20 protein-coding genes are annotated in these 22,349 nt (G+C 63.5%); 4 read left to right on the top strand and 16 right to left on the bottom strand.

Annotation, left to right across the window (positions count from 1 at the left end; translation table 11 throughout):
* Positions 1 to 84 precede the first annotated feature (84 nt).
* The 5 genes from NH396_RS06980 to NH396_RS06960 all read right to left on the bottom strand — a co-directional run bounded on the left by NH396_RS06980 (position 85) and on the right by NH396_RS06960 (position 4,673).
* Positions 85 to 666 (bottom strand): hypoxanthine-guanine phosphoribosyltransferase, encoded by a 582-nt coding sequence (locus NH396_RS06980; RefSeq protein ID WP_253062498.1) that lies wholly within the window; start codon positions 664 to 666, stop codon positions 85 to 87.
* The gene (locus NH396_RS06975; RefSeq protein WP_253062496.1) at positions 647 to 1,993 is read right to left on the bottom strand and encodes a mechanosensitive ion channel family protein; all 1,347 of its coding nucleotides are present in this window, start codon (positions 1,991 to 1,993) and stop codon (positions 647 to 649) included. The genes NH396_RS06980 and NH396_RS06975 overlap by 20 nt, the downstream gene beginning before the upstream one ends.
* Before the next feature lie 51 nt (positions 1,994 to 2,044).
* Positions 2,045 to 3,196: a beta-N-acetylhexosaminidase gene (gene nagZ / locus NH396_RS06970; RefSeq protein ID WP_253062494.1), complete on the bottom strand. Its 1,152-nt coding sequence runs from the start codon at positions 3,194 to 3,196 to the stop codon at positions 2,045 to 2,047.
* A gap of 257 nt (positions 3,197 to 3,453) precedes the next feature.
* The gene (locus NH396_RS06965) at positions 3,454 to 3,996 is read right to left on the bottom strand and encodes a L,D-transpeptidase (RefSeq protein ID WP_253062492.1); all 543 of its coding nucleotides are present in this window, start codon (positions 3,994 to 3,996) and stop codon (positions 3,454 to 3,456) included.
* Positions 3,996 to 4,673: a TetR/AcrR family transcriptional regulator gene (locus NH396_RS06960; RefSeq protein WP_043331928.1), complete on the bottom strand. Its 678-nt coding sequence runs from the start codon at positions 4,671 to 4,673 to the stop codon at positions 3,996 to 3,998. The genes NH396_RS06965 and NH396_RS06960 overlap by 1 nt, the downstream gene beginning before the upstream one ends.
* 553 nt (positions 4,674 to 5,226) lie before the next feature.
* Here NH396_RS06960 and lexA point away from each other — a divergent pair.
* Positions 5,227 to 5,856, top strand: a complete 630-nt coding sequence (gene lexA, locus NH396_RS06955; protein WP_166019261.1) for a transcriptional repressor LexA — start codon at positions 5,227 to 5,229, stop codon at positions 5,854 to 5,856.
* Positions 5,857 to 6,029: 173 nt separating this feature from the next.
* Here lexA and NH396_RS06950 read toward each other — a convergent pair whose 3' ends face one another.
* The 3 genes from NH396_RS06950 to topA all read right to left on the bottom strand — a co-directional run bounded on the left by NH396_RS06950 (position 6,030) and on the right by topA (position 9,643).
* Positions 6,030 to 6,269, bottom strand: coding sequence for a hypothetical protein (locus tag NH396_RS06950; protein WP_052384340.1), 240 nt, complete (start codon positions 6,267 to 6,269; stop codon positions 6,030 to 6,032).
* A gap of 252 nt (positions 6,270 to 6,521) precedes the next feature.
* Positions 6,522 to 7,001: a DUF6586 family protein gene (locus NH396_RS06945; RefSeq protein WP_253062490.1), complete on the bottom strand. Its 480-nt coding sequence runs from the start codon at positions 6,999 to 7,001 to the stop codon at positions 6,522 to 6,524.
* Positions 7,001 to 9,643, bottom strand: coding sequence for a type I DNA topoisomerase (gene topA, locus NH396_RS06940; protein WP_176676397.1), 2,643 nt, complete (start codon positions 9,641 to 9,643; stop codon positions 7,001 to 7,003). The genes NH396_RS06945 and topA overlap by 1 nt, the downstream gene beginning before the upstream one ends.
* Positions 9,644 to 10,400: 757 nt before the next feature.
* On the opposite strand from topA, the gene pyk reads away from it, so the two are divergent.
* Positions 10,401 to 11,870 carry a pyruvate kinase gene (gene pyk, locus NH396_RS06935; protein WP_253062488.1) on the top strand — a complete coding sequence of 490 codons (1,470 nt, stop codon included), beginning with the start codon at positions 10,401 to 10,403 and terminating at the stop codon, positions 11,868 to 11,870.
* A 79-nt stretch (positions 11,871 to 11,949) separates the two neighbouring features.
* Positions 11,950 to 12,423 carry a methylglyoxal synthase gene (locus tag NH396_RS06930; protein ID WP_176676395.1) on the top strand — a complete coding sequence of 158 codons (474 nt, stop codon included), beginning with the start codon at positions 11,950 to 11,952 and terminating at the stop codon, positions 12,421 to 12,423.
* Between the two features lie 200 nt (positions 12,424 to 12,623).
* On the opposite strand, the gene NH396_RS06925 is transcribed toward NH396_RS06930, so the two are convergent.
* The 6 genes from NH396_RS06925 to NH396_RS06900 form a co-directional block, all read right to left on the bottom strand.
* A complete protein-coding gene (locus NH396_RS06925; RefSeq protein ID WP_253062479.1) occupies positions 12,624 to 13,382 on the bottom strand; it encodes an isochorismatase family protein in 759 nt (252 codons plus the stop codon).
* Positions 13,383 to 13,532: 150 nt separating this feature from the next.
* Positions 13,533 to 14,240: a prephenate dehydratase domain-containing protein gene (locus NH396_RS06920; RefSeq protein ID WP_253062477.1), complete on the bottom strand. Its 708-nt coding sequence runs from the start codon at positions 14,238 to 14,240 to the stop codon at positions 13,533 to 13,535.
* Positions 14,241 to 14,335: 95 nt separating this feature from the next.
* Positions 14,336 to 15,088: an SDR family oxidoreductase gene (locus NH396_RS06915; RefSeq protein WP_253062476.1), complete on the bottom strand. Its 753-nt coding sequence runs from the start codon at positions 15,086 to 15,088 to the stop codon at positions 14,336 to 14,338.
* Positions 15,089 to 15,283: 195 nt separating this feature from the next.
* Positions 15,284 to 15,835 carry a lactoylglutathione lyase gene (gloA, locus tag NH396_RS06910; protein ID WP_176676392.1) on the bottom strand — a complete coding sequence of 184 codons (552 nt, stop codon included), beginning with the start codon at positions 15,833 to 15,835 and terminating at the stop codon, positions 15,284 to 15,286.
* Between the two features lie 118 nt (positions 15,836 to 15,953).
* Complete coding sequence (gene oadA / locus NH396_RS06905; protein ID WP_253062474.1) at positions 15,954 to 17,786, bottom strand: sodium-extruding oxaloacetate decarboxylase subunit alpha; 1,833 nt, start codon at positions 17,784 to 17,786, stop codon at positions 15,954 to 15,956.
* Between the two features lie 83 nt (positions 17,787 to 17,869).
* Positions 17,870 to 19,285 (bottom strand): acetyl-CoA carboxylase biotin carboxylase subunit, encoded by a 1,416-nt coding sequence (locus tag NH396_RS06900; RefSeq protein WP_253062472.1) that lies wholly within the window; start codon positions 19,283 to 19,285, stop codon positions 17,870 to 17,872.
* A gap of 193 nt (positions 19,286 to 19,478) precedes the next feature.
* Between NH396_RS06900 and NH396_RS06895 the strand changes: the two genes are divergently transcribed.
* Positions 19,479 to 20,468 carry a LysR family transcriptional regulator gene (locus NH396_RS06895; RefSeq protein WP_043331946.1) on the top strand — a complete coding sequence of 330 codons (990 nt, stop codon included), beginning with the start codon at positions 19,479 to 19,481 and terminating at the stop codon, positions 20,466 to 20,468.
* 112 nt (positions 20,469 to 20,580) lie between these two features.
* Here NH396_RS06895 and lipA read toward each other — a convergent pair whose 3' ends face one another.
* Positions 20,581 to 21,573 (bottom strand): lipoyl synthase, encoded by a 993-nt coding sequence (gene lipA / locus NH396_RS06890; RefSeq protein WP_052384342.1) that lies wholly within the window; start codon positions 21,571 to 21,573, stop codon positions 20,581 to 20,583.
* Positions 21,573 to 22,298 (bottom strand): lipoyl(octanoyl) transferase LipB, encoded by a 726-nt coding sequence (gene lipB, locus NH396_RS06885; RefSeq protein ID WP_253062470.1) that lies wholly within the window; start codon positions 22,296 to 22,298, stop codon positions 21,573 to 21,575. Before lipB ends, lipA begins: the two co-directional genes overlap by 1 nt.
* Between the last annotated feature and the right edge of the window lie 51 nt (positions 22,299 to 22,349).

Below are 22,349 nucleotides of genomic sequence, written 5' to 3'. Positions count from 1 at the left end.
GGAAACGACACCACCCGCCGCGGTTGCCCGGGCGGGTGGTGAATGGCGACCATATCGAGCGATGGCGGCTGCCATCCGCAGATCTTAAAGCCCCTTGGGCGCGAAGATGCCCGGCGCGTTACGCCAGTAGCCCTTGTAGTCCATGCCGAAGCCGAACAGGAAGCGGTCTTCGACGTCGAGACCACAGAAATCGGCCTTGAAGCCCGGATAGGCCTTGCGATCGTGCTTCTTGTCGACCAGCACACAGCTGGACACGCTGCGCGCACCGGCTTCACGACAGTACTCGAGGATCGCGGCCAGGGTGCCACCCTCATCGAGAATGTCATCGACGATCACCACGTCGCGACCGGCCATCGGCAGCTCCGGATTGACGCGCCAGAACAGCTCGCCGCCGCGCATCGCGCCACGGTAGCGAGTGGCGTGCAGATAATCGACTTCCAGCGGGAAGTCGAGGCGGGTCAACAGCTGGCCGGCGGTGATCAGGCCGCCGTTCATCACGCAATAGAAGATCGGCATGCGATCGCCGAGGCGTTCCGTCAGCTCAACGGCCATGCGGTCGAGTGCCACTTCAAGGTCAGCTTGCGGGATCAGGCAATCGGCATTGTCCATCACCTCACGCATTTCGTCATGCAGGGCGGTGAGAGTCTCAGGCGTCGGAGTCAGCATCGGGAGTTTCCTGGGTGTCACTGGCCTCATCTCCACGCCGGACGGGCGCAGAGGAGGATGTAGCAGCGGCGGTTGAATCAGAACGGCGGCGGGACCCGCGCGTCTGCGTGTCTGATGACGCCGCGGCATGCTCTGCCTCGGCGTCGTGTTCATGGTTGTGCCCTTCGAAGGACAGCACATCGGCAAAATGCAGACGCTGACCAGGCAGCGCCACCTGGGCATCATGCTCACGAATGATGTCGTGCACCTTGAGCAGGACATCCTGCTTGATCGCGTGGTACTTCACCCAGTCGGTGGTGCGCGTGAAGACATAGACGAAGAAGTTCAGCGAGTGCTCACCGTAGGTGGTGAAGTTCACGATCTGGGTGCGCGTCTGGTCGATCTCGTCATGGCCTTCCAGCATCTCGCGTACCGCGGCAACGATGGGGCCGACCTGGGCGGCATCCTCATAGCGCAGCCCCACGGTCTCGAAGATGCGGCGATTGTACATGCGTGACGGATTCTCCACCGAGATGCTGGTGAAGATGGCGTTCGGCACGTAGAGGGGCCGCATGTCGAAGGTGCGGATGCGCGTCAGTCGCCAACCGATATCCTCGACGGTGCCCTCGATCTCGCGGTCCGGTGAGCGGATCCAGTCGCCGACCTTGAAGGGCCGGTCGAGATGGATCATCAGGGCACCGAAGAAGTTGGCCAGCAGATCCCGCGCCGCAAAGCCGACCGCGATACCGCCGACACCCCCGAAGGCCAGCACCCCGGACAGCGAGACGCCGAGATTCTGCAGGATGGCCAGCCCCACCAGCACGACCACGACCGCACGCAGCAACTTGCTGATCGCCGAGGCCGTGGTGGCATCCATCGCACTGACATTGGTGCCGGGCGGCGGCATGGTGCGCAGCGCCTCGAAGCGCTTGACCATGCGAATCAACGCCCAGGCCAGCGCCAGCAGGGTCACGATCTGGCGCGCCGTGCCGAGGTATTTCTCGGCCCCGCCAAGGCTGAACTGGCCGGCGATGATGCCGAGCGCCAGCAACACCCCCATGCTGTAGAGCCAGAATGACACGGGATGACGCAGACCATGCACCAGGGCGTCATCCCACAGGTTGCGGCTCTTCTCGGCATGCGTCGCCAGGCGGGTGAGCACCACTCGCTCGATGAGATGCAGCAACAGCACCGCCACCAGCAGCAGAGCGAGATTGATGCCCCACAGCGGCAGGCCAAAGGTCTGCTCGACCCATTGGCGCAGCGGCTCGACCCATTGATTGATCATCTCTTCGGCAGGCGCTGCCAGCTTGTCGGCAGCAGCCTCGGTGGCGGATTGCTCAGCCATGGGAATTCCTTGCCAGTCTTCGACTCGAAAAAGGCACCGCGTGCCTGATTATTACGCGCTACCGGACTCAGAGGCCGACCGTGCATCAGACGCGTCAGACGCCTCGGCGGTACCAGGCATGCCCGAAGGCATGGCGACCTGCTGTGATGCCTGACTGGCCGCCATCGATTCGAGCCTCGCGTGAGTGCGCCGCCAGCGTGCCAACCCCACCAGACCATCAAGCGTCGGGCGAGCCCGCGCATAGCGCAGACGCGCCTGGCGCTTGCCACGGTGGCGCTGCTCATCGTCATCGAGGCTGTCGAGCACTTCGCGCGCGGCGGCAGGGTCATTGCAGACCAGCGCCATGTCGCAGCCGGCGTCCAGCGCCAGGCGCGCACGCTCTGCCGGGCTGCCTTCCGCGACGGCCGCCGCCATGCCGAGATCATCGGAGAAGATGGCGCCCTTGAAGCCGAACTCTTCGCGCAGCAGGCCCAACCAGCTGGGCGAAAAGCCCGCGGGACGTGCATCGAAATCCGGATAGATCACATGCGCCGGCATCACGCCGCCCAGGCGCTCGGCGAGGGCCGCGAAGGGCTTGAGATCATGCTCGCGCAGCTCGCGGAACGGACGCGGATCGACCACGCGCTCCAGATGGGTATCGGCCGAGATGCCACCATGCCCCGGGTAGTGCTTGCCGACGGCGGACATGCCCGCCTCCTGCAGCCCGTCGATGAAGGCGCCGCCCACCGCGATGACGTCTTCCGGCGTGGCGCCGAAGCTGCGATCGCCAATGATGGTCGAGCCCGCCACATCGATATCCAGTACCGGCGCAAAGGTGATATCACAGCCGATGGCTGCCATTTCCATGCCCAGCAGCCAGCCGGCATCGCGTGCCAGCCCCAGGCCTGCGGCCTGGGCGTCTTCGCCGCAGCCATCACAGTCACGCCCGAGACAGCACTGTGCCAGGCTGCGCATCGACGGCAGGCGTGTCACGCCCTCACGCAGACGCTGGACGCGCCCGCCTTCCTGATCGATGGCGATCAGCAGGTGGGGATTGACGCTGCGAATCTCGCGGCTCAGCTCCAGCACCTGCTCGGGAGAAGCACAGTTGCGCGCAAACAGGATGACGCCCCCGACGGCAGGACGTGCCAGCAGTTCACGTTCGTCGCGGGCGAGAGTCAGCCCCGCAACATCGACCATTACGGAGCCCAGTGGCTGTGTCATGTCATCCTTCCTGTCCATGGCCTGCGGCAGTGATATCCCATGCAGAGAGATCACGGCCGCCAGGACTTCATGTCTTTTACGGGGCTCGGCAGCCTGGAAGAAACGCGATGAATCAGGCTGCCAGCGCGAGGAAAGGCGCAATTCTAGCCGACTGAACCCCTATCGAACAGTCGCGGCCAGCTGCGCCCCGGCAAGGGGCTGTCACGCAGGTTCCGGTGACAGCTCATGGAGGGTATCAGACTCGGGCACCAGCGCCTTCAGGGATGCAGCAGCACCGGAGTGCCAGGCACAGCCTCGGCAAAGAGTCGCAGCAGGTCATCATCGCGCAAGCGAATGCAGCCATGGGACGCCGCTATCCCCATAGGCTCCGTGCTGGGCGTGCCATGAAAATAGATATAACGGCGCAGGCTATCGACCCGCTCACCGCGAGCATTGCGACCGCGGTTGATGCCCGGCTCGCGGCCACTGAGCCATAGAATGCGCGTCAGGATCCAGTCACGCTCTGGATGCTCCAAGGCAAGCTCGGGGGTAAATACCTCGCCCGTGAAGCGCCGTCCACGATAGACGGCGCCACGCGGGTTGCCTGCCCCGATGGCGGCACGAATCACATGCCAGCCACTTGGCGTGCAACCGCTGCCATCGAGCTCGCCGATACCGTTGAGGCCGCTGGAGATCGCGCAGGCGTACACCAGCGCGTCAGGGGCAGCCACGGAGGGCGGCGCATCACGACTGCCACTCGGCGCGTCATTGCGAATCTCAAGGCTCTGGCGCGCGAGATCCACCGCTACCCAGCAGGCCATCAGCTGGCCGCCTGGGTGACCGCCTCACCATCCCCGAGTGAGGCCGGCAACGGCGCTGCCATCGCCGCGACCACCACCGGACGCATGTGCTGGATCAGCTCACGCACCGTGGTGTGATGGCCGTACTCGGCCTCCTCGATATCCCGCAGTGCATCCAGGCCCGAGAAGGTGAAGATCACGCTACCGAGCATGAAGTGCAGGCGCCAGAAGCGCTCGTTGTCCGGCAGATCAGGCGTCGCCAGCTTCAAAAGCTCGGCGAAGCGGCTGAAGACCGTGCCGTAATGCTCGCGGATATAGCGCCGCATGTGGCCCTGACCCTGGGTGTAGGCAAGCCCGAGCAGGCGCATGAAGGTGCGCAGGCTGTTGCGCTCGGCCGGCACCTCCAGCACGGTACGCGCCATCACCTCCAGCAGGACCTCCAGCGGCACCTGACGCCCGGCGTATTGCTGCTCGACGCTGTCGAGTGCCGCGTGGAAACGCTCGCTGAACGGATCGAGATAGCGCGCGAAGACCGCCTGGATCAGCGATTTCTTGGAGCCGAAGTGGTAGTTCACCGCCGCCAGATTGACCTTGGCCTTGCTGGTGATGTTGCGCAGTGAGGTCTCGGCGAAACCACGCTCGGCGAACAGCACCTCGGCAGTATCGAGGATGCGGGTAACGGTATCGGTCTGGGCCATGGGCGGAACCCTTGTCAGGTAGAAGAGGACTGGAGTCGTAGGTCACGGCGCAAGCGCCGCGCGGCGACTCTCTCATGAGGTGATGCAGGTTCACCGGAAGGCCACGTACGATATCGGCTCGTTTGATCACGACACACGTGAGTACGACACAAGTGAGTACGACACATCCGAACACTGCCATCGGCGAACATTCGTTTGAAACACTTTGATTCTAGCGCGCCATGCCATGACTGACAATTCTCTCGCGTTTCAAACACCAGAGGTTTAGCTGAGCCTGATATTCCTTCAATGCAGACCGTGCCGATTCAAGGACTCGTCGTGCTCGGTGACAGCCCCCCGCAGGGCCACACCGGATTGCCCTCGCGACAGCTTGCCTTGGATATCAACAAGCCAAGTCGGCAGACGGCGATATCTCGACGACTACCTGCCCTTTGAGACCTCCACACAAGCCAGGATGCCTTGCATGACTGCCATGACTGGATACAATGACAGTTGTATGGATGCACACCCCGTGCCGTCAGCTCAAGATGCCGCCCAGGCCAAAGGCAATGCCATGACCCAGCCGCTTACTCCGCGCCAGCAGGATGTCTTCGACTTCATCATCAAGACCATCAAGTCCTCTGGCTACCCGCCGACGCGGGCCGAAATCGCCCAGGCGCTGGGCTTCCGCTCGCCGAATGCCGCCGAGGAACATCTGCGCGCCCTCAAGCGCAAGGGCGCCATCGAGATGGTGCCGGGCACCTCACGCGGCATTCGCGTGCCGTCGCTGGCTGACGTCGACGACAGCGCCAACGATGGTCTGCCGGTGATCGGGGAAGTGGCCGCCGGCAGTCCGATTCTTGCCAGCGAGCATATCGACCGTCACTGCCCGCTGCCGAGCGACTACTTCTCGCCGGCTGCCGACTACCTGCTGCGTGTGCGCGGCGTGTCGATGAAGGACGTGGGAATTCTGGAAGGCGACCTGCTGGCCGTGCACCGCACCACCAGCGTGCGTGACGGGCAGATCGTGGTGGCACGCCTGGGAGATGAAGTCACCGTCAAGCGCTTCCGTCGTGACGGGCACTACGTATGGCTGGAAGCCGAAAACGAGGACTTCTCGCCGATCAAGGTCGACCTGCGCACGGACAGCCTGGAGATCGAGGGTCTCGGGGTAGGCGTCATCCGCGATGGTGGCCTGCACTGAGGCCTTGACCAGCTGCGCCTTGAGCAACAGAACCTTGCCCAGCAGCACTTTTTCATCAGGGCTTTTCTCGCAGAGCTTTTCTCGCAGAGCCCTGAGCAACGGAAAAGCCGCACGCATTGCACAAAAAACCCGCCTCGAGGCGGGTTTTTTGTGCGCGAAGCGCGAACGATGCATCAGTGCACGATGCCTTCCGACTGCTCGTCCTCGTCTTCTTCGCCATCCCAGAGGCGAGTCCGGGTGATGGCGTGGTCGATCATCTCACGCGCGACCTCGAAACGATTGTCACGCAGCAGATCAGCGGCCTCGTCCGAAATGCGAATGCTGAGCAGCGGCTCACCTTCGCTTTCCGCGGCGCGCAGAATCACTTCACCATCTTCCATTTGCACAATTTCAAGTACGGCGGGATCGGACACGTCATTCCTCCTGCACGGCATCTCGCGAGATACCGGCGTCGTTGTAATCGTCAGCGCGACGGCTGGCAAGCCCGTCACCGCGTTGCCATCAGCGACGCAGAAAAAAGTACGACCACAGCCAGAGCCATGGTCGTACCGGAGAATGCAGGGCTTGCCACAATGCAATCAGTCTAGCACCCGTGAAGGCGAAACGTCACCCGATTGCCATGCGCCAGTCACCACCAGCGTGCAGCACCAGATCAACGCCTTGACCTACCACTCGACACTCGACTCGCGCAGCTGCGGCAGCAGCGCCTTGAATGCCGTGATGGCGGCGCTGAGACGCTCGGCCAGCGAGGCGCTCGAGGCTGCCGCGATGATCAGACCATCACCCCGCGAACGCGATTCCTCGCGGCGAGCGACGCCACCCTCTTCATGCAGACGGGTCACATCCGCGATCAGCTCAGACAACCAGCTGTCAGGACGCTCAAGCAGGCTGCGCAGCTGCTCGACCTCGGCGATGGGCGTCGGCGGTGTGGCCAGGCGCTCGCGCCAGCTACCCTCTGGCCAGCGCGCCGTCACGGCACACTCTTCCAGCAATGACGCCAACGCCAACTCCAGCAGGGCGAGCGCGCCCTCTTCACCGGCCATGCGACGCGCCACGGCATGCTCATCGTCGCCAGAAGCTGCTGACTGGGCCAGCAGCAACTCGGCCTGATACAGCAGCTGATTGGTGCGGGCACGCTGGCTCATCAGCTCTTGGCTCCCTTGCGCTTGTCCTCGACGACCCAGCGGCCGTTGTCGTAGGTCGCCTTCCAGCCGGTCGCCTTGCCTTCCTCATCGGTCATGACGTACTGAGCCTTGACCTTGCGCGAGAAGCGAATCTGTGCCGGACGTCCATCCGGGTCCTGATCCGGGGCCTCGAGAATGAAGTGATACTTCTCCGGCAACTCGTCGGCGTGCGCCTTGAGCTCCTTGACCAGCGGCGGACGCGTCTCGCGATTCTTGGGGAACTGGCTGGCCGCCAGGAACAGACCACTGGCGCCATCGCGCAGCACGTAGTGGTCCTCGACCTTGACGCAGGCAAGCTCCGGCATCGGAATCGGGTCCATCTTCGGCGGCGCCACTTCACCGGACTTGAGCAGCTTGCGGGTGTTCTTGCAATTCTCGTTGGTGCAGCCGAAGTACTTGCCGAAACGCCCGGTCTTGAGCTGCATGTCGGAGCCGCACTTGTCGCACTCGATCACCGGGCCATCGTAGCCCTTGATGCGGAACTGACCTTCCTCGACCTCGTGACCGACACAGTCCGGGCTATTGCCGCAGACGTGCAGCTTGCGCTGCTCATCGATCAGGTAGCTGTCCATCGCGGTGGCGCAGATCGGGCAGCGACGCTTGGCGCGCAGCGCATCCGTCTCGGCATCTTCACCGGCATCGGCCGCCACGGCTTCATCGCCCGGCAGCAGATCGATGGTGGTCTTGCAGCGCTCCTTGGGCGGCAGGTTGTAGCCGGAACAGCCCAGGAAGACCCCGGTCGAGGCGGTACGAATCTGCATCTCACGCCCGCAGGTCGGGCAGGCGATGTCCGTCGGCACCGGCTGGTTCGGACGCATGCCCTCTTCGGACTGGGCGTGGTCCAGCTCGGCCTTGAACTCGGCGTAGAAGGTGTCCAGCAGCTCGCGCCAGTTGCGCCCGCCGTTGGCCACCTCATCGAGGTAGTCTTCCATGCGCGCCGTGAAGCCGAAGTCCATCAAATCCTTGAAGGACTCACTGAGGCGATCGGTGACGATGTCGCCCAATTTCTCGGCATAGAAGCGACGGTTTTCCAGCGCCACGTAGCCACGGTCCTGGATGGTGGAGATGATGGCGGCATAGGTGGACGGACGACCGATACCACGCTTTTCCAGCTCCTTGACCAGGCTGGCCTCGGTGTAACGCGCCGTGGGCTTGGTGAAGTGCTGCAGCGGCTGCAGCTCGACCAGATCCAGCGTCTCGCCGATGGCAAGATCCGGCAGCGACTGGTCCTCTTCCTTCTTGCCCATCGGTTTCATGACACGCGTGTAGCCGTCGAACTTGAGCACACGGCCCTTGGCGCGCAGCTCATAGCCATCCACTTCGATGGTCAGCGTGGACGACAGGTATTCGGCCGGCAGCATCTGACAGGCCACGAACTGGCGCCAGATCAGCTCATACAGACGCTCGGCATCACGCTCCATGCCGGCGAGGTCGGTGGCACGACGCGTCACCTCGGAAGGACGAATCGCCTCGTGCGCCTCCTGGGCGCCCTCCTTGCTGGAGTAGACGTTGGCCGCTTCAGGAAGGTAGTTGCTGCCGTATTCCTCGCTGATGAAGTCACGCGCCGTGGCGACCGCGTCCGCCGACAGGTTGGTCGAGTCGGTACGCATGTAGGTGATGTAACCCGCTTCGTAGAGACGCTGGGCCATCATCATGGTCTTCTTGACCGAGAAGCCGAGACGACCACTGGCCGCCTGCTGCAGGGTCGAGGTAATGAACGGCGCATTCGGCTTGGAGCGTGTCGGCTTGTCTTCACGATTGGTGATCGCGAGTCTGGCCGTGCGCAGCGCCGCGATACGATCCATCGTCTCCTTCTCGCTGGTCGGACGGAAGGCCTTGCCATCCTGACGTGCCAGCTCGAAACGGATCGCCTCACCACTGGCGGCGGCCAGCTCGGCGTGGACATCCCAGAACTCTTCGGGGATGAAGGCGCGGATCTCGCGCTCGCGCTCGACGATCAGACGCACGGCGACCGACTGCACACGACCGGCGGACAGACCACGGGCGACCTTGGCCCACAGCAGCGGCGAGACCATGAAACCCACGACGCGATCCAGATAGCGGCGCGCCTGCTGGGCATGCACGCGGTCCATCTTCAGCTCACCCGGCTCATCGAAGGCTGCCGTGATCGCCTTCTTGGTGATCTCGTTGAACACCACGCGCTTGTAACGCGAATCGTCGCCACCGATGGTCTCGCGCAGGTGCCAGGCAATCGCCTCACCTTCGCGGTCCAGATCCGTCGCGAGATAGATGGTGTCGGCCTTCTCGGCCAGACGCGTCAGTTCGGAGACAACCTTCTCCTTGCCAGGCAGGATCTCATAATGCGCCTCCCAGCCATTCTCCGGGTCGACCCCCATGCGGCGGATCAACTGGATCTTGGCCTTCTGTGCCTTGTGAGCCGCCTTGGCCTCGGGCGACATCTTGCGAGTCTCCGCCGCCTGACGGGCACGTTCCTTGGGGTCGGTGGCCTGCTTGCCGCTCCCGCTGGTCGGAAGGTCGCGGATGTGCCCGACACTCGACTTCACCACGAAATCGTTGCCGAGATACTTGTTGATGGTCTTGGCCTTGGCGGGCGACTCGACGATCACCAGTGACTTGCCCATGGTTGCTCGCATCTCCTGGCCAGCGCTGATTGCGCCGGCGAATGACTCGTCGCGCTGGGTTTTGTCCCAGCCGAAAAATGCGCCTACCCTACCCCAGCATTTCAGCGCTGACCAGCAATGTTGAGACTGACGCCTCGACGGGACGACTCGACAGGGTGCCTCTACGACAGCCTTGAGACATGCCCTGCCACCCGCCACGTCAGCATGCAGCATGCGCCGAATGACATCGACAGCCGTCAGGCATGTGGTCGCGGGCAATCCGGCCTCCGAGCCGGGTTTGAGCATAGGTTACCAGCGCATGACCGCGGTCAACGGGTCCGGTACAGGGTCTGCGCTGGGCCGATGAGCGGAAATTTCGCTCAGCAGGGTATTGCCACTATATAGGTAGCACTGGAATGGCTGTCAGTGAAAGCCAGCCAGCGGACATTGGCGTGACGGGGCGGTCACCACGACGCTGCCGTAGAGCCTGCGACGCCTGGCTGTCAGGCGTCGAAGTGGCGGGCCGCCCCGCATGACGTAGTGCGACAGACCCTCAGGCCTCAGCCCATGTCCGCGTACCCGCGACAACGTATTCGCAACAATCGCTCGGCAGACTTCACGTCACCCCTTGCAGTCCCGATCGTGATCACGAGAATGGACAACGACAGCCGACGATACTCGACAGGCTCCCTTTCAGCCTTCAATGTAGTAAAATGACAACAACCTGGTTTGCGTTTTCAGCCAGTCCATCACGCCAGTGTTCAAGGAGTATGCTTTCATGCCGCACGCGTTCAACGGCCCGATCCGCCGCACCAAGATTGTCGCCACTCTCGGCCCTGCCAGTGACAAGCCGGGTGTGCTCGACGCGATGATTCGTGCCGGAGTCGATGTGGTACGCCTCAACTTCTCCCACGGTAGCCCCGAAGATCACCGCATGCGCGCCGAGGCCGTACGCCAGGCCGCCGCCGCCCAGGGCCGCAGCGTCGCCGTGCTGGGCGACCTGCAGGGTCCGAAGATCCGCATCGCGCGCTTCAAGGATACCGCCGTCAAGCTGAGCGAAGGCCAGCCGTTCATCCTCGATGTCGGCCTGGGCCGCGATGAAGGTACCGCCGAGCGTGTCGGCTGTGACTACCAGGAACTGGCCGATGACGTGGCCGCGGGCGACGTGCTGCTGCTCGACGATGGCCGCGTGGTGCTTGAGGTCAAGGAGCTCAAGGGCAACGAGATCCACACCACCGTCAAGGTCGGCGGCAAGCTGTCCAACAACAAGGGCATCAACAAGCAAGGCGGCGGCCTGTCTGCCGAAGCCCTGACCGACAAGGACAAGGCTGACCTGAAGACCGCCATCGATATCGGCGTCGACTATCTGGCCGTGTCCTTCCCGCGCAGCGGCGCCGACATGCAGCTGGCCCGTGAGCTGCTGGGCGAGGAAGGTCGTGACATCGGTCTGATCGCCAAGGTCGAGCGCGCCGAAGCCGTCGCCGACGACGCCGTGCTGGATGGCATCATCCTCGCCAGTGAAGGCGTGATGGTGGCGCGTGGCGATCTGGGCGTCGAGATTGGCGATGCTCAGCTGATCGGTGTGCAGAAGCGCATGATTCGCCGCGCGCGCAGCCTCAACCGCGTGGTCATCACGGCCACCCAGATGATGGAATCCATGATCAGCGCGCCGCTGCCGACCCGCGCCGAAGTCTTCGACGTCGCCAATGCCGTGCTCGACGGCACCGACGCCGTGATGCTGTCGGCCGAGACCGCTGCCGGCGACTTCCCGGTCGAGACCATCGAGACCATGGACCGGGTCTGCCTGGGTGCCGAACGTGAGCGTGCCGCGCAGGAATCCCAGCACCGCATCCACGAAGGCTTCAGCAAGACCGACGAGACCATCGCGCTGTCCGCGATGTATGCCGCCAACCACCTGACCGGTGTCGTGGCCATCGTGTGCATGACGGAATCCGGCTATACCCCACTGATCGCCTCACGCATCCGCTCCGGCCTGCCCATCGTCGGCCTGGCACAGGACCAGAAGACCCAGCGTCGCATGGCGCTCTACCGTGGCGTGGTGTCACTGCCCTTCGATTCCAGCGAATTGCCGGCGGCGGAAATCAACCGCCGCGCCATCGCGGAGCTGGAAGCTCGCGGCATCGCGACTCGCGGCGACCTGGTGATCCTGACCCGTGGCGATCAGATGAACGCACATGGCGGCACCAACACCATGAAGATCGTCACTGTCGGCAGCACCATCGACTGATCGGCCTCGCTGGCCTCCCGTCTCGGGCCTTTCGAGGCGGGAGGCCAGCGACATTGCCCCATCCCCAGGAGGTCAGGGAATGAGCGAACAACGACCCAGGCGCCAGGCACGGCGCACCCTGCCAGCACGCAAGCGCATTGCGCTGGTGGCGCACGATGGCAAGAAGAATGAAATGCTGGCGTGGGCCAATCGCTGGCGCGATGAACTATCCCGCCACCAGCTGCTGGGCACGGGCACGACTGCCCGCCGCATCAGCAAGGAACTGGGGCTCGAGGTCGAGGGCTTGCTGAGCGGCCCGCTGGGCGGTGATCAGCAGATCGGCACGCGTATCGCCGAAGGCAATCTGGACCTGCTGGTCTTCCTGTGGGACCCCTTCGCGCCGATGCCGCATGATCCTGACGTCAAGGCGTTGCTGCGCCTGGCTGCATTGTGGAACGTGCCGGTCGCCAGCAATGCGGCCAGCGCGGACTTCCTCTTCCACTCGAAGTTGATCTCCGAGGAAGTCGAAGTGGCCGTGCCGGACGCCAATGACTGGGTCAGCACCCGCGCCTGAATGGCGCTGGCTGTTGCCCTATGAAAAGGAAAACGCCGCCTGCTCACAAGAGAGGCGGCGTTTTCCTTTTCATGACCGGATGTTGTAATCAAACTACCTTTTACGCGCACCCAGCGACCTGCCTTGCGAACCTCTGGTGACACTCTTGCGCCGACCTCGCACAGGGGGCTTGTCACGGGCCGTCATTGCATAACGTCAGATCAGGACATCAGCTCAAGCTGACTGGCGATGACCGCACCGCGCGCCGCCATGCAGTAAAGCCCGATGTGATGACTGTCTGCCTGGGGATGCGTCGCCGTAACGGGAAGCCCCAGCTGCTCAACCACTTCAGCCGGCAGGTCGTAGGTGGCACAGCCGGGCTCCAGTACCACGATGTCACGCACCTCGCTCAGCAGGTCGTGATTGCGCGCCGACAGCAACGTCAATACCAGGTCCATCACGCAGATATCGGTGCAGATGCCGACCACGACCAGGGTTTCCAGCCCTTCGTCGCTCACCCACTCCTGCAGCGCATTGACCTGGGTATGGGGATCAATCGCGCCGACATAGCCATTGATGCAGTCCTTGCGCACCAGCGTGGCCTGCGGCTCCTCTTCCAGCCAGGCAAGTTCCGCCACCAGCTCATCCTCGCCGCTGCCCTGCTCACAATGGGCGGGATAAGGCGGCTCCGGCTTGCCCGGCGCGTGGGAATCAATGAAGGCCAGCAAGGGGCGCCTGCGCTCACTGAAGGTCCGCGCCAGCGTATCGCTGAGGGCGATCATCCTGCTGACCTGAGCATTGGGCGCCTGAGGCGCCAGCGCACCGCCTGCGACCTGACAGAAGCCATTGATCTCATCGACGATGATCAGCCCGGCCGTCGGCAGCGAGACCGGCACCACGGCCGGCCGCACCGGCAGGCGGGCATCAAGCTCGCCGGGGGTCTTCCACTCGGCGGGAGTGGCAGGAATGCGTTGCACCACGCAAGACGCCGCGACATCGGATGAAGTCGCGGCGTCTTGCGTCTCTAGTGTAAAGGATGCGGATGAGCGCTGGTCGGAAGACACCATGCAAAAGGCCTCTGATGACGAATGGCCTTCAGCATAACGGAACCCAGGGCCGAGCGGCGACCCTCACCCGGTGGGCTCGCTGGCACCGGACAGCACGGCGTTGCCCTGCCCTTCATCCACCGTGGCGTCACAGGAAAAGCACTGGCCGCGCACCCGCGCGTGATCACGCCTCAGCACCGCGAATTGCGCCACACGACCGGGGTCATCCTCGATGCGCTGGGCGAGGCACACAAGCCCCGGACGGCGTGCCAGTGATGGCGGCGCGATGGCCAGCGTATCACCGCGACTCTCTGCCATGTCCAGTGCATCCGCCATGTGCAGACACTCTACCCGCTCGACCTCCGGCAGGTTCTGCTGCAGCCAGGCATCGCACTCTTCGAACAGAGCCTCCCGTGCCACGATACGCCTCACCGCCGACGGCGAAGCCCCGGGGGGGCCGAGTAGACTGAGACTGATGGCACGGAAGACCCGCCGCTCGACGCAGATGCCCGTCCAGAAGGCCAGGGCCTGATGCGTGGTACGCACTGGACGCTGATGCCCACGCGACCAGGGCACCACGGCGGTATCGATCTCGCCTTCCGCCAGTGCTCTGATGACCTCCTCGATACCTGCGTAGGCCTTGAGCTGGGCGTCGTTGGCATAGAGCTTGAGCGCACACTCGCGCGAGTACCCCCCAAGGCGCCCGGGATAACCCACGCACGAACCATCGGAATCCGGGATCACGCCCTGCGGCGAGATATCGCCGTGGACTTCGCTAGCTGTCACCTTCATACCAGCCCCTCATGCCGATGTCTGAACAAACCTCATCCTGACAACAGCATAGCCGTAAACAGAGGCGGTGTTAGGCAAAACCCACCTCGGTGATCTCACGCAAAGCCGCCATTGGCGCCAATGACCTGCCCACTTACCCAGCCGGCATCTTCGCTGGCAAGCCAGGCCACCACCGCCGCGACATCCTGCGGATCTGCAATGCGTCCCAGCGCCGCCATCCCCTTGAGACGCTCGATGGTCTCTTCACTCTTGCCATGACGAAACAGGCCGGTGTCCGTCGGGCCCGGCGCCACGGCATTGACCGTGATGCCTCGCTCACCGACTTCCTTGGCCAGCACCCGCGTCAGCTGGTCCACCGCGGCCTTGGAAGCCGCATAGGGCCCATAGGTCGCGAACATCTGCCGCGTCACCGAGGTGGACATGTTGATCACGCGTCCGCCATCACGCAGATGCCGCGCCGCCTCACGCATCAGATTGAAGGAACCGGTCAGATTGGCCTGCATCAGGTTGGCGAAGTCGTCATCCGTGAAATCGGCGATGGGCTTGTAGAGGCTCATGCCGGCATTGTTGACCAGGATATCCACGCCGCCGTACACGCGCCGGGCTTCGGTGAACAATTGTGCCGCGTCGCTGCTGACACCGACATCGGCCTGAACGGCGATCGCCTTGCCGCCCCGCGACTCGATATCCGTCACGACCTGCAAGGCGCCATCACTGTCGCTGCGATAATTGACGATGACGTGAGCACCGTCAGCCGCCAGGCGCTGCGCGATCCCGGCACCGATCCCGCGTGAAGCCCCACTGACTACCGCCACCTTGCCGCTCAACCGCTGTGCATTCTCAGACATGGCTATCTCCTCTTTCATCATGGGCGATCGATCTCAAGGGCGATCAATAATGAGCGCCTTGCGAGTGTCAGTCAGACATCATCATTGCAGCAAGCGAATGCCGCTGACACCCCTGCAACGCGGAGTTTCGGATGAACGAAAAACCGCCACCCCGGGCATGCCGGTGGTGGCGGTTCTTTACAGCGGCCGCCTGTCTCAGGCTTCGCCGTTGGCCTGACGCTCGAAGGTATCGGCGCGCAGGATCTCGATCCAGTAGCCATCGGGGTCCTTCACGAAGGCCAGTCCCTTCATCTTGCCATCATCAGGACGCTTGACGAACTCGACGCCCAGCGACTCGAAGCGTTCGGCGGCCGCGTAGACATCTGGCACACTCACTCCGATATGACCGAAGCCCTGCGGCTGGGCGTTGCCGTCATGATAAGCGAAGTCCGGGTCATTCTCGGTGCCCCAGTTATGGGTCAGTTCAAGCATCGCCTCACGCCCGAAGGTGTAGGTGGTGCGCTTGAGATCATCACCAGGCACCTGACTGGCCTGGTCATCATCCAGATAGGCGAGGAAATAAAGACTGAACTGCATTTCCGGGAAGTCGAGCTTGCGCACCAGACGCATGCCCATCACGCGGGTGTAGAAATCAAGGCTGCGCTCGGGGTCCTTGATGCGCAGCATGGTCTGGTTGAAGACGTAGCCACGGGTCGCCGGGTCGATCTGTTCACTCAGGCCGGGTGCCTGTTCGAAATGTGCTGTCATGTCAGTCCCTTTCAAGGAAGGGGCGGCGAGACATCGAAGGTACCCTGCCGCCCCTGGTAATTTGATGCCTAGCAGATGGTGACGGCGGCCGGTTTTTACAACCTCGCCGCCGCTGGCCTCATGAGATCTCGATCAGCACTTCGCCCGGCGTGACGCGATCGCCACGCGCGACATGAATGGCCTTGACGGTACCGTCGACACGCGCGGCGATCTCGGTCTCCATCTTCATCGCTTCACTGATCAACACTGACTGGCCCGCGGTGACGCTGTCACCGACCGCGACCAGCACCTCGACGATGTTGCCCGGCATCGCGGTGGTGACATGGCCCGGCGCCGAGGCGCTGGCACGTCCGCCGCTCTGGCCGCCCGCCACGTAATCGTCCTTGGCCTCGAACACCACCTCTTCCGGCATGCCGTCCAGGGTCAGGTAGACGTGACGCTTGCTGCCCTTGGCACCGCCGACGCCGGTGATCTGCACCGCGTAGGACTCGCCGTGCACGTCGATGACGAACTCGGTCGGCACGCCAGAGGTCACCGGGCGTTCCGGCTCGCCTTGGGGGATGATTTCCGGTGTGAGCGTGCCGGCGCGGCGTTCGTTGAGGAAGTCACGTCCCAGCTCCGGGAACATGGCGAAGGTCAGCACGTCCTCGGGGGACTCGGCCAGCTCGCCCAGCTCCTCGGTGAGGCGCGTCATCTCCGGCGCGAGCAGATCGGCTGGGCGCCCGACTTCCACCGGCGCGTTACCGATGGCACGCGAGCGCACCTCTTCATTGACCGGTGCCGGCGCCTGTCCGTAACCGCCCTGCAGATAGCGCTTCACCTCGTTGGTGATGCTCTTGTAGCGCTCGCCGGTCAGCACGTTGAGTACCGCCTGGGTGCCGACGATCTGCGAGGTCGGGGTGACCAGCGGCGGATGGCCGAGATCGGCACGCACACGCGGAATCTCATCGAACACCTCGCGGATGCGCTCCAGGGCATTCTGCTCCTTCAGCTGGCTGGCCAGATTGGACATCATGCCGCCGGGGATCTGACTGATCTGGACCGAGACATCCTCGCGGGTGAATTCGCTCTCGAAGGCCGCATACTTGCTGCGCACTTCCTGGAAGTAATCGCCGATCTCACGCAGCGACTCCAGCTCAAGGCCGGTATCCCACTGGGTGCCGCGCAGCGAGGCCACGAAGGATTCGGTGGCCGGATGGCTGGTGCCGCCGGCGAAGGCCGAGATGCAGGTGTCGATATGGCGACAGCCCGCCTCGACGGCCTTGATCTGGCATTGCGGCGCCAGGCCCGCCGTGGCGTGGCTGTGCAGGTGGATCGGCACCTCGACCGCCTCGACCAGCGCGCTGACCAGATCATAGGTAGCGTACGGCGTCAGCAGGCCGGCCATGTCCTTGATGGCGATGGAATCGGCCCCCATCTCGACCAGCTTGCGCGCCTGCTCGACGTACATTTCCAGCGTATGCACCGGGCTCACGGTGTAGCAGATGGTGCCCTGGGCGTGCTTGCCGGCCTTCTTGACCGCGCGCATGGCGGTTTCCATGTTGCGCAGGTCATTCAAGGCATCGAAGACACGGAAGATATCGATGCCACCTGCCGCAGCGCGCTCGACGAAGGCCTCCACCACATCATCGGCGTAGTGACGATAGCCGAGCAGATTCTGGCCGCGCAGCAGCATCTGCAGCGGAGTGCTGGGCATGGCTTCCTTGAGCGCCTTCAGACGCGCCCAGGGGTCTTCCTTCAAGAAACGCACGCAGGCATCGAAGGTTGCACCGCCCCACACCTCGAGACTGTAGAAACCGGCTTGATCAAGACGCGCGGCGATCGGCAGCATGTCCTCGGTGCGCATGCGGGTCGCGATCAACGACTGGTGGCCATCGCGCAGCACGACTTCGGTGACCTTGACGCGATCAAAGTGATCGACGGCGGGGGTGTTGGGAGTTGCAGCTGTCATGTCTGGGGTCCTTCTCATTGTTGGCTACGTGAACCGGGTGAAGATCAGGGGAGATTCACGACATCAGGGGCAACAGGTGCGCATCAGAGCCCGGCGTGGGCCGCGATGGCCGCCGCGATCGCCAGCGCTGTCTGTTCCGGCAGACGCTTGACCGAGTACTGAGTCAATTCCGGGTGAGCGGCCACGAAGCCGGTATCGAAGTGCGCATTGCGAAAATCAGGGTGCTTGAGGATTTCCTGATAGTAAGGCGCCGTGGTCTTGACGCCCTGCAGGCGCATGTCACTGAGGGCCCGCGAACCACGATTGATGACCTCTTCCCAGGTCAGCCCCCACACGATGAGCTTCAGACACATGGAATCGAAATACGGCGGGATGGTGTAGCCGGTATAGATCGCGGTATCGGTGCGCACGCCAGGCCCGCCCGGCGCATAGTAGCGCGTGATGCGCCCGAAGCTTGGCAGGAAGTCGTTCTTGGGGTCCTCGGCGTTGATGCGAAACTGGATCGCATAGCCGTGATGGCGGATGTCTTCCTGGCGGAAGGCCAGCTTGTGGCCCCAGGCGATGCGGATCTGCTCGCGCACGATATCCACGCCGGTGATGGCCTCACTGATGGTGTGCTCCACCTGCACGCGAGTGTTCATCTCCATGAAGTAGATCTCGTTGCCCTTGACCAGAAACTCCACGGTACCGGCGTTGCGATAGCCGACGGCGCGTGCGGCACGCACTGCCATCTCGCCGACGTAGGAGCGCTGCTCCGGTGTGAGCTGCGGACTGGGGGCGATCTCGATCAGCTTCTGGTTGCGACGCTGGATGGAGCAGTCACGCTCGAACAGATGAATCACGTTGTCGTGATGGTCCGCCAAGATCTGCACCTCGATATGCAGCGGGTCGACCACGCAACGCTCGAGGAACACATCGGCACTGCCGAAGGCCTTGGTAGCTTCCGAGATCACGCGCTCCCAGGCCTGCTCGAGCTGATGAGCATCATCACAACGCCGGATACCGCGCCCCCCACCGCCTGAGGTAGCCTTGAGCATGACGGGGTAGCCTACCTGCTCGGCGACACTCAGCGCCTCCTCGACATCGGCCAGATTGCCGGCCGAGCCCGGCGTCACCGGCACGCCGGCCGCCTTCATGGCATCGCGGGCCTGGGTCTTGTCGCCCATGCGGGCGATGACACTGCTGGCCGGCCCCACGAAGGCGATGCCCGCCGCTTCACAGATGGCCGCGAATTCGGCGTTCTCCGACAGGAATCCGTAGCCCGGATGGATGGCATCACAGCCGGTCTCGCGCGCGAGATCGACCAGGCGGCGGGCGTCCAGATAACCGGCCAGCGGGTCTTCGCCGATGAAATGCGCTTCATCGGCGCGTTTGACGTGCAAGGAGAAACGATCCGGTTCGGTGTAGACAGCGACTGAGCGGATGTCCATCTCGGCACAGGCGCGTACAATGCGCACTGCGATTTCCCCTCGGTTGGCAATCAGCAACTTGCGAAACATGGTGACTCTCCCGGACGTGACGCGTGATCTTGTTGTGGTGCTCCGGTCGTGCGCTTGTCATTGACCGCCAGACGCGACAACGGCGCTGAAAGACACGAGGTAGCATGCGTTCCACGCTACCCAGCGAGAGACCAATAGAAAAGTTGATATTTTTTTGCCAATCTATAAGTAAAACCTTATGACTGGGTGTGTCATGTCGCGTCCAAACTTGTTGAATCGCTTAACTTTCAGACAGTTACAGGTGTTCCAAGCGGTTCATCGCCAGCAGTCCTACTCCCGTGCGGCCGAGCAACTTGGCCTGACGCAACCCGCCGTCAGTGCCCAGATTCGTCAATTGGAGCAGGCACTCGAGCAATCGCTGTTCAAATATGCCGGCAAGACGCTACATATCCTGCCGGCGGCTGATGCCCTGGCAAACTCGGTGCAGTCGATCTTCGGCGAGGTCTCGAGCCTGCAGATGGAGCTGTCGGAGATCGCCGGCACCATCCGCGGCGAGCTCAACCTGGCGGCCGTGTCCACCGCACAGTACGTGGTGCCGCATATTCTGGCGCGCTTTCGGGCACGGTATCCGGAAGTGTCGGTACGCCTGCGCGTCTGCAATCGCGGCCAGGCGCTCGAACGCCTCGCCGAGCGGCGCGATGATCTCGTGATCATGGGCATGGTGCCGGATGACGCCAATCTGGCCTTCATGCCGATTCTCGACAACGAGCTGATCCCCGTCGTCTGGCCCGGTCATCCGCTGCTGGAGGTCAAGGGCATCACCCTGGAAGACCTCGCGCAGTACTACATGCTGATGCGTGAACCCGGTTCGGGCACGCGCACCGCCTTCGAGGAGTTCGCCGCACGCGAGCGTGTCTCGCTGCGCCATACGCTGGAGTTGGGCTCCAATGAGGCCATCAAGCAAGGCGTGATGGCACACCTGGGCGTGGCGATCCTGCCGCGACTGTCGGTTCAGCTCGAGCTGGCCTCAGGCCTGCTGGCCTCGCCATCGCTGCCGGGCTTCCCGCTCAGACGCAGCTGGTGCACCGTCTACCCCAAGGACCGCTACCCCACGCCGGTCACCGAGCTGTTCCTGCGCTTCGTGCGCGAGCTGCTGCCGGAGCTCAATGCGCACTTCAGCGCGCCGATGGAGCCCATCCCCGGGCACAGCGTGGCCTGCCTGCCGCTGGCGACCGAGCAATGAACATAGCGTCCTGATGACACAGACCACATGAAAAACATGAAAAAACCGCCATGGAAACAAGCTCCATGGCGGTTTTTCGTTCAGGCTACTGACGGCATGTCAGCAGTGCGGCTTACTTCACTTCCACACCGTGCGCCTGTTTGTCGGCGTGGTAGGAAGAGCGCACCAGCGGGCCGGAGGCAACATGCGAGAAGCCCATCTCGCGCGCCTTCTGGCCGAGCCAATCGAAGGTGTCCGGATGCACCCAGCGATCGATGGGCAGGTGGTTGCGCGACGGCTGCATGTACTGACCCAGAGTCAGCATGTCGACGCCGTGGTTGCGCAGGTCCTGCATGACCTCGAGCACCTGCTCGTCAGTCTCGCCGACCCCCAGCATCAGACCGGACTTGGTCTTCACTTCCGGACGACGCTCCTTGTAGCCCTTGAGCAGATCAAGTGACCACTGGTAGTCGGCACCCGGGCGCACGCGACGGTAAAGGCTCGGCACGGTTTCCAGGTTGTGGTTGAAGACATCCGGCGGTGTCTGCTCGAGCACGTCCAGCGCGACCTGCATGCGGCCACGGAAGTCGGGCACCAGCACTTCGATCTCGGTGCCGTCGCACTTCTCGCGAATCTCGCGGATGCACTCGGCGATGTGGTTGGAGCCACCATCGCGCAGGTCGTCACGGTCGACGGAGGTCACGACGACGTAATTCAGGCGCATCTCGGCGATGGCTTCGGCCAGCTCGCGCGGCTCGTCGGCGTTCAATGCATTGGGACGACCGTGCGCCACGTCACAGAACGGGCAACGACGGGTGCAGATATCCCCCATGATCATGAAGGTGGCGGTGCCGCCGCTGAAGCACTCACCCAGGTTCGGGCAGGAGGCTTCCTCACAGACCGTGTGCAGACCGTGCTTGCGCAGCGTCTGCTTGATGCGCGTGACTTCCGGCGAGGCCGGCATGCGCACACGCAGCCAGTCCGGCTTCTTGGGCAAGGTCTCGGTGGGAATCACCTTGACCGGAATGCGGGCAACCTTCTCGGCGCCGCGCAGCTTCACGCCACGCTCCTTGCGGGCAGGAGCAGCGGAGGGAGCGGGCTTCGTGGTAGCGATGGTCTCGGTCATCAGTTCTGTCCTGCTGTTCGAGAAATGTCAGCCAGTGCCGCGGGCAGGCCGCTCACCGGAGTCAGGGTCACATCGCCCAGGCTTGCGCCCAGACAACGCACCAGGCGGTCACGCTCGCTGGCGAGATCCACCGGTGCGCGAACGAGATCGCGCAGCTGGGTCATCGCCATGCCGGCATAGCCGCAGGGATTGATGCGCCCGAAGGGCGCGAGGTCCATGTCCAGATTGATCGCCACGCCGTGAAAGCTGCAACCACGCCGGATGCGCAGTCCCAGCGAGGCGATCTTGGCCTCTTCCATCGAACGACGCGGGTCATCACCACGCTGCGCCGCCTTCTTCACATAGACGCCTGGCGCGTCCGGGCGCGGATAGGCCTCGATGCCGTGCTCGGCCATCGCTGCCACCACCGTCTCTTCCAGCGCCGTCACCAGCTGGCGAACGCCGATGCTGCCTCGCTTGACGTTGAGCAGCGGGTAGAGCACCAGCTGGCCGGGCCCATGATAGGTCACCTGGCCGCCACGGTCGGTCTGAACCACCGGAATGTCGCCCGGCATCAACAGATGCTCCGGCTTGCCCGCCTGGCCCTGGGTAAAGACCGGCGGGTGCTCCACCACCCATAGCTCGTCCGGCGCATCGGCCGCACGCATATCGGTGAAGTGGCGCATGGCCGACCACACCTCATCATAGGCCTTGAGGCCGAGGTGGTAGACGTGAATCGTGTTCATGCATGCGCTCCTGTCATCAAGGCGCAAGACAAGGAAATCCAGCGTTTCATG

It is taken from the genome of Cobetia sp. Dlab-2-AX (assembly GCF_024124625.1).
In the GTDB taxonomy this organism is placed as follows: domain Bacteria; phylum Pseudomonadota; class Gammaproteobacteria; order Pseudomonadales; family Halomonadaceae; genus Cobetia.
This window is presented reverse-complemented; position numbering and strand designations above follow the sequence as displayed.

Excerpts from the sequence above, each read along its gene's own strand:
- NH396_RS06980 (WP_253062498.1), bottom strand. The coding sequence starts at position 666 with ATGCTGACTCCGACGCCTGAGACTCTCACCGCCCTGCATGACGAAATG.
- NH396_RS06975 (WP_253062496.1), bottom strand. The coding sequence starts at position 1,993 with ATGGCTGAGCAATCCGCCACCGAGGCTGCTGCCGACAAGCTGGCAGCG.
- nagZ (WP_253062494.1), bottom strand. The coding sequence starts at position 3,196 with ATGACACAGCCACTGGGCTCCGTAATGGTCGATGTTGCGGGGCTGACT.
- NH396_RS06965 (WP_253062492.1), bottom strand. The coding sequence starts at position 3,996 with ATGGCCTGCTGGGTAGCGGTGGATCTCGCGCGCCAGAGCCTTGAGATT.
- NH396_RS06960 (WP_043331928.1), bottom strand. The coding sequence starts at position 4,673 with ATGGCCCAGACCGATACCGTTACCCGCATCCTCGATACTGCCGAGGTG.
- lexA (WP_166019261.1), top strand. The coding sequence starts at position 5,227 with ATGACCCAGCCGCTTACTCCGCGCCAGCAGGATGTCTTCGACTTCATC.
- NH396_RS06945 (WP_253062490.1), bottom strand. The coding sequence starts at position 7,001 with ATGAGCCAGCGTGCCCGCACCAATCAGCTGCTGTATCAGGCCGAGTTG.
- topA (WP_176676397.1), bottom strand. The coding sequence starts at position 9,643 with ATGGGCAAGTCACTGGTGATCGTCGAGTCGCCCGCCAAGGCCAAGACC.
- pyk (WP_253062488.1), top strand. The coding sequence starts at position 10,401 with ATGCCGCACGCGTTCAACGGCCCGATCCGCCGCACCAAGATTGTCGCC.
- NH396_RS06930 (WP_176676395.1), top strand. The coding sequence starts at position 11,950 with ATGAGCGAACAACGACCCAGGCGCCAGGCACGGCGCACCCTGCCAGCA.
- NH396_RS06920 (WP_253062477.1), bottom strand. The coding sequence starts at position 14,240 with ATGAAGGTGACAGCTAGCGAAGTCCACGGCGATATCTCGCCGCAGGGC.
- NH396_RS06915 (WP_253062476.1), bottom strand. The coding sequence starts at position 15,088 with ATGTCTGAGAATGCACAGCGGTTGAGCGGCAAGGTGGCGGTAGTCAGT.
- gloA (WP_176676392.1), bottom strand. The coding sequence starts at position 15,835 with ATGACAGCACATTTCGAACAGGCACCCGGCCTGAGTGAACAGATCGAC.
- oadA (WP_253062474.1), bottom strand. The coding sequence starts at position 17,786 with ATGACAGCTGCAACTCCCAACACCCCCGCCGTCGATCACTTTGATCGC.
- NH396_RS06900 (WP_253062472.1), bottom strand. The coding sequence starts at position 19,285 with ATGTTTCGCAAGTTGCTGATTGCCAACCGAGGGGAAATCGCAGTGCGC.
- NH396_RS06895 (WP_043331946.1), top strand. The coding sequence starts at position 19,479 with ATGTCGCGTCCAAACTTGTTGAATCGCTTAACTTTCAGACAGTTACAG.
- lipA (WP_052384342.1), bottom strand. The coding sequence starts at position 21,573 with ATGACCGAGACCATCGCTACCACGAAGCCCGCTCCCTCCGCTGCTCCT.
- lipB (WP_253062470.1), bottom strand. The coding sequence starts at position 22,298 with ATGAACACGATTCACGTCTACCACCTCGGCCTCAAGGCCTATGATGAG.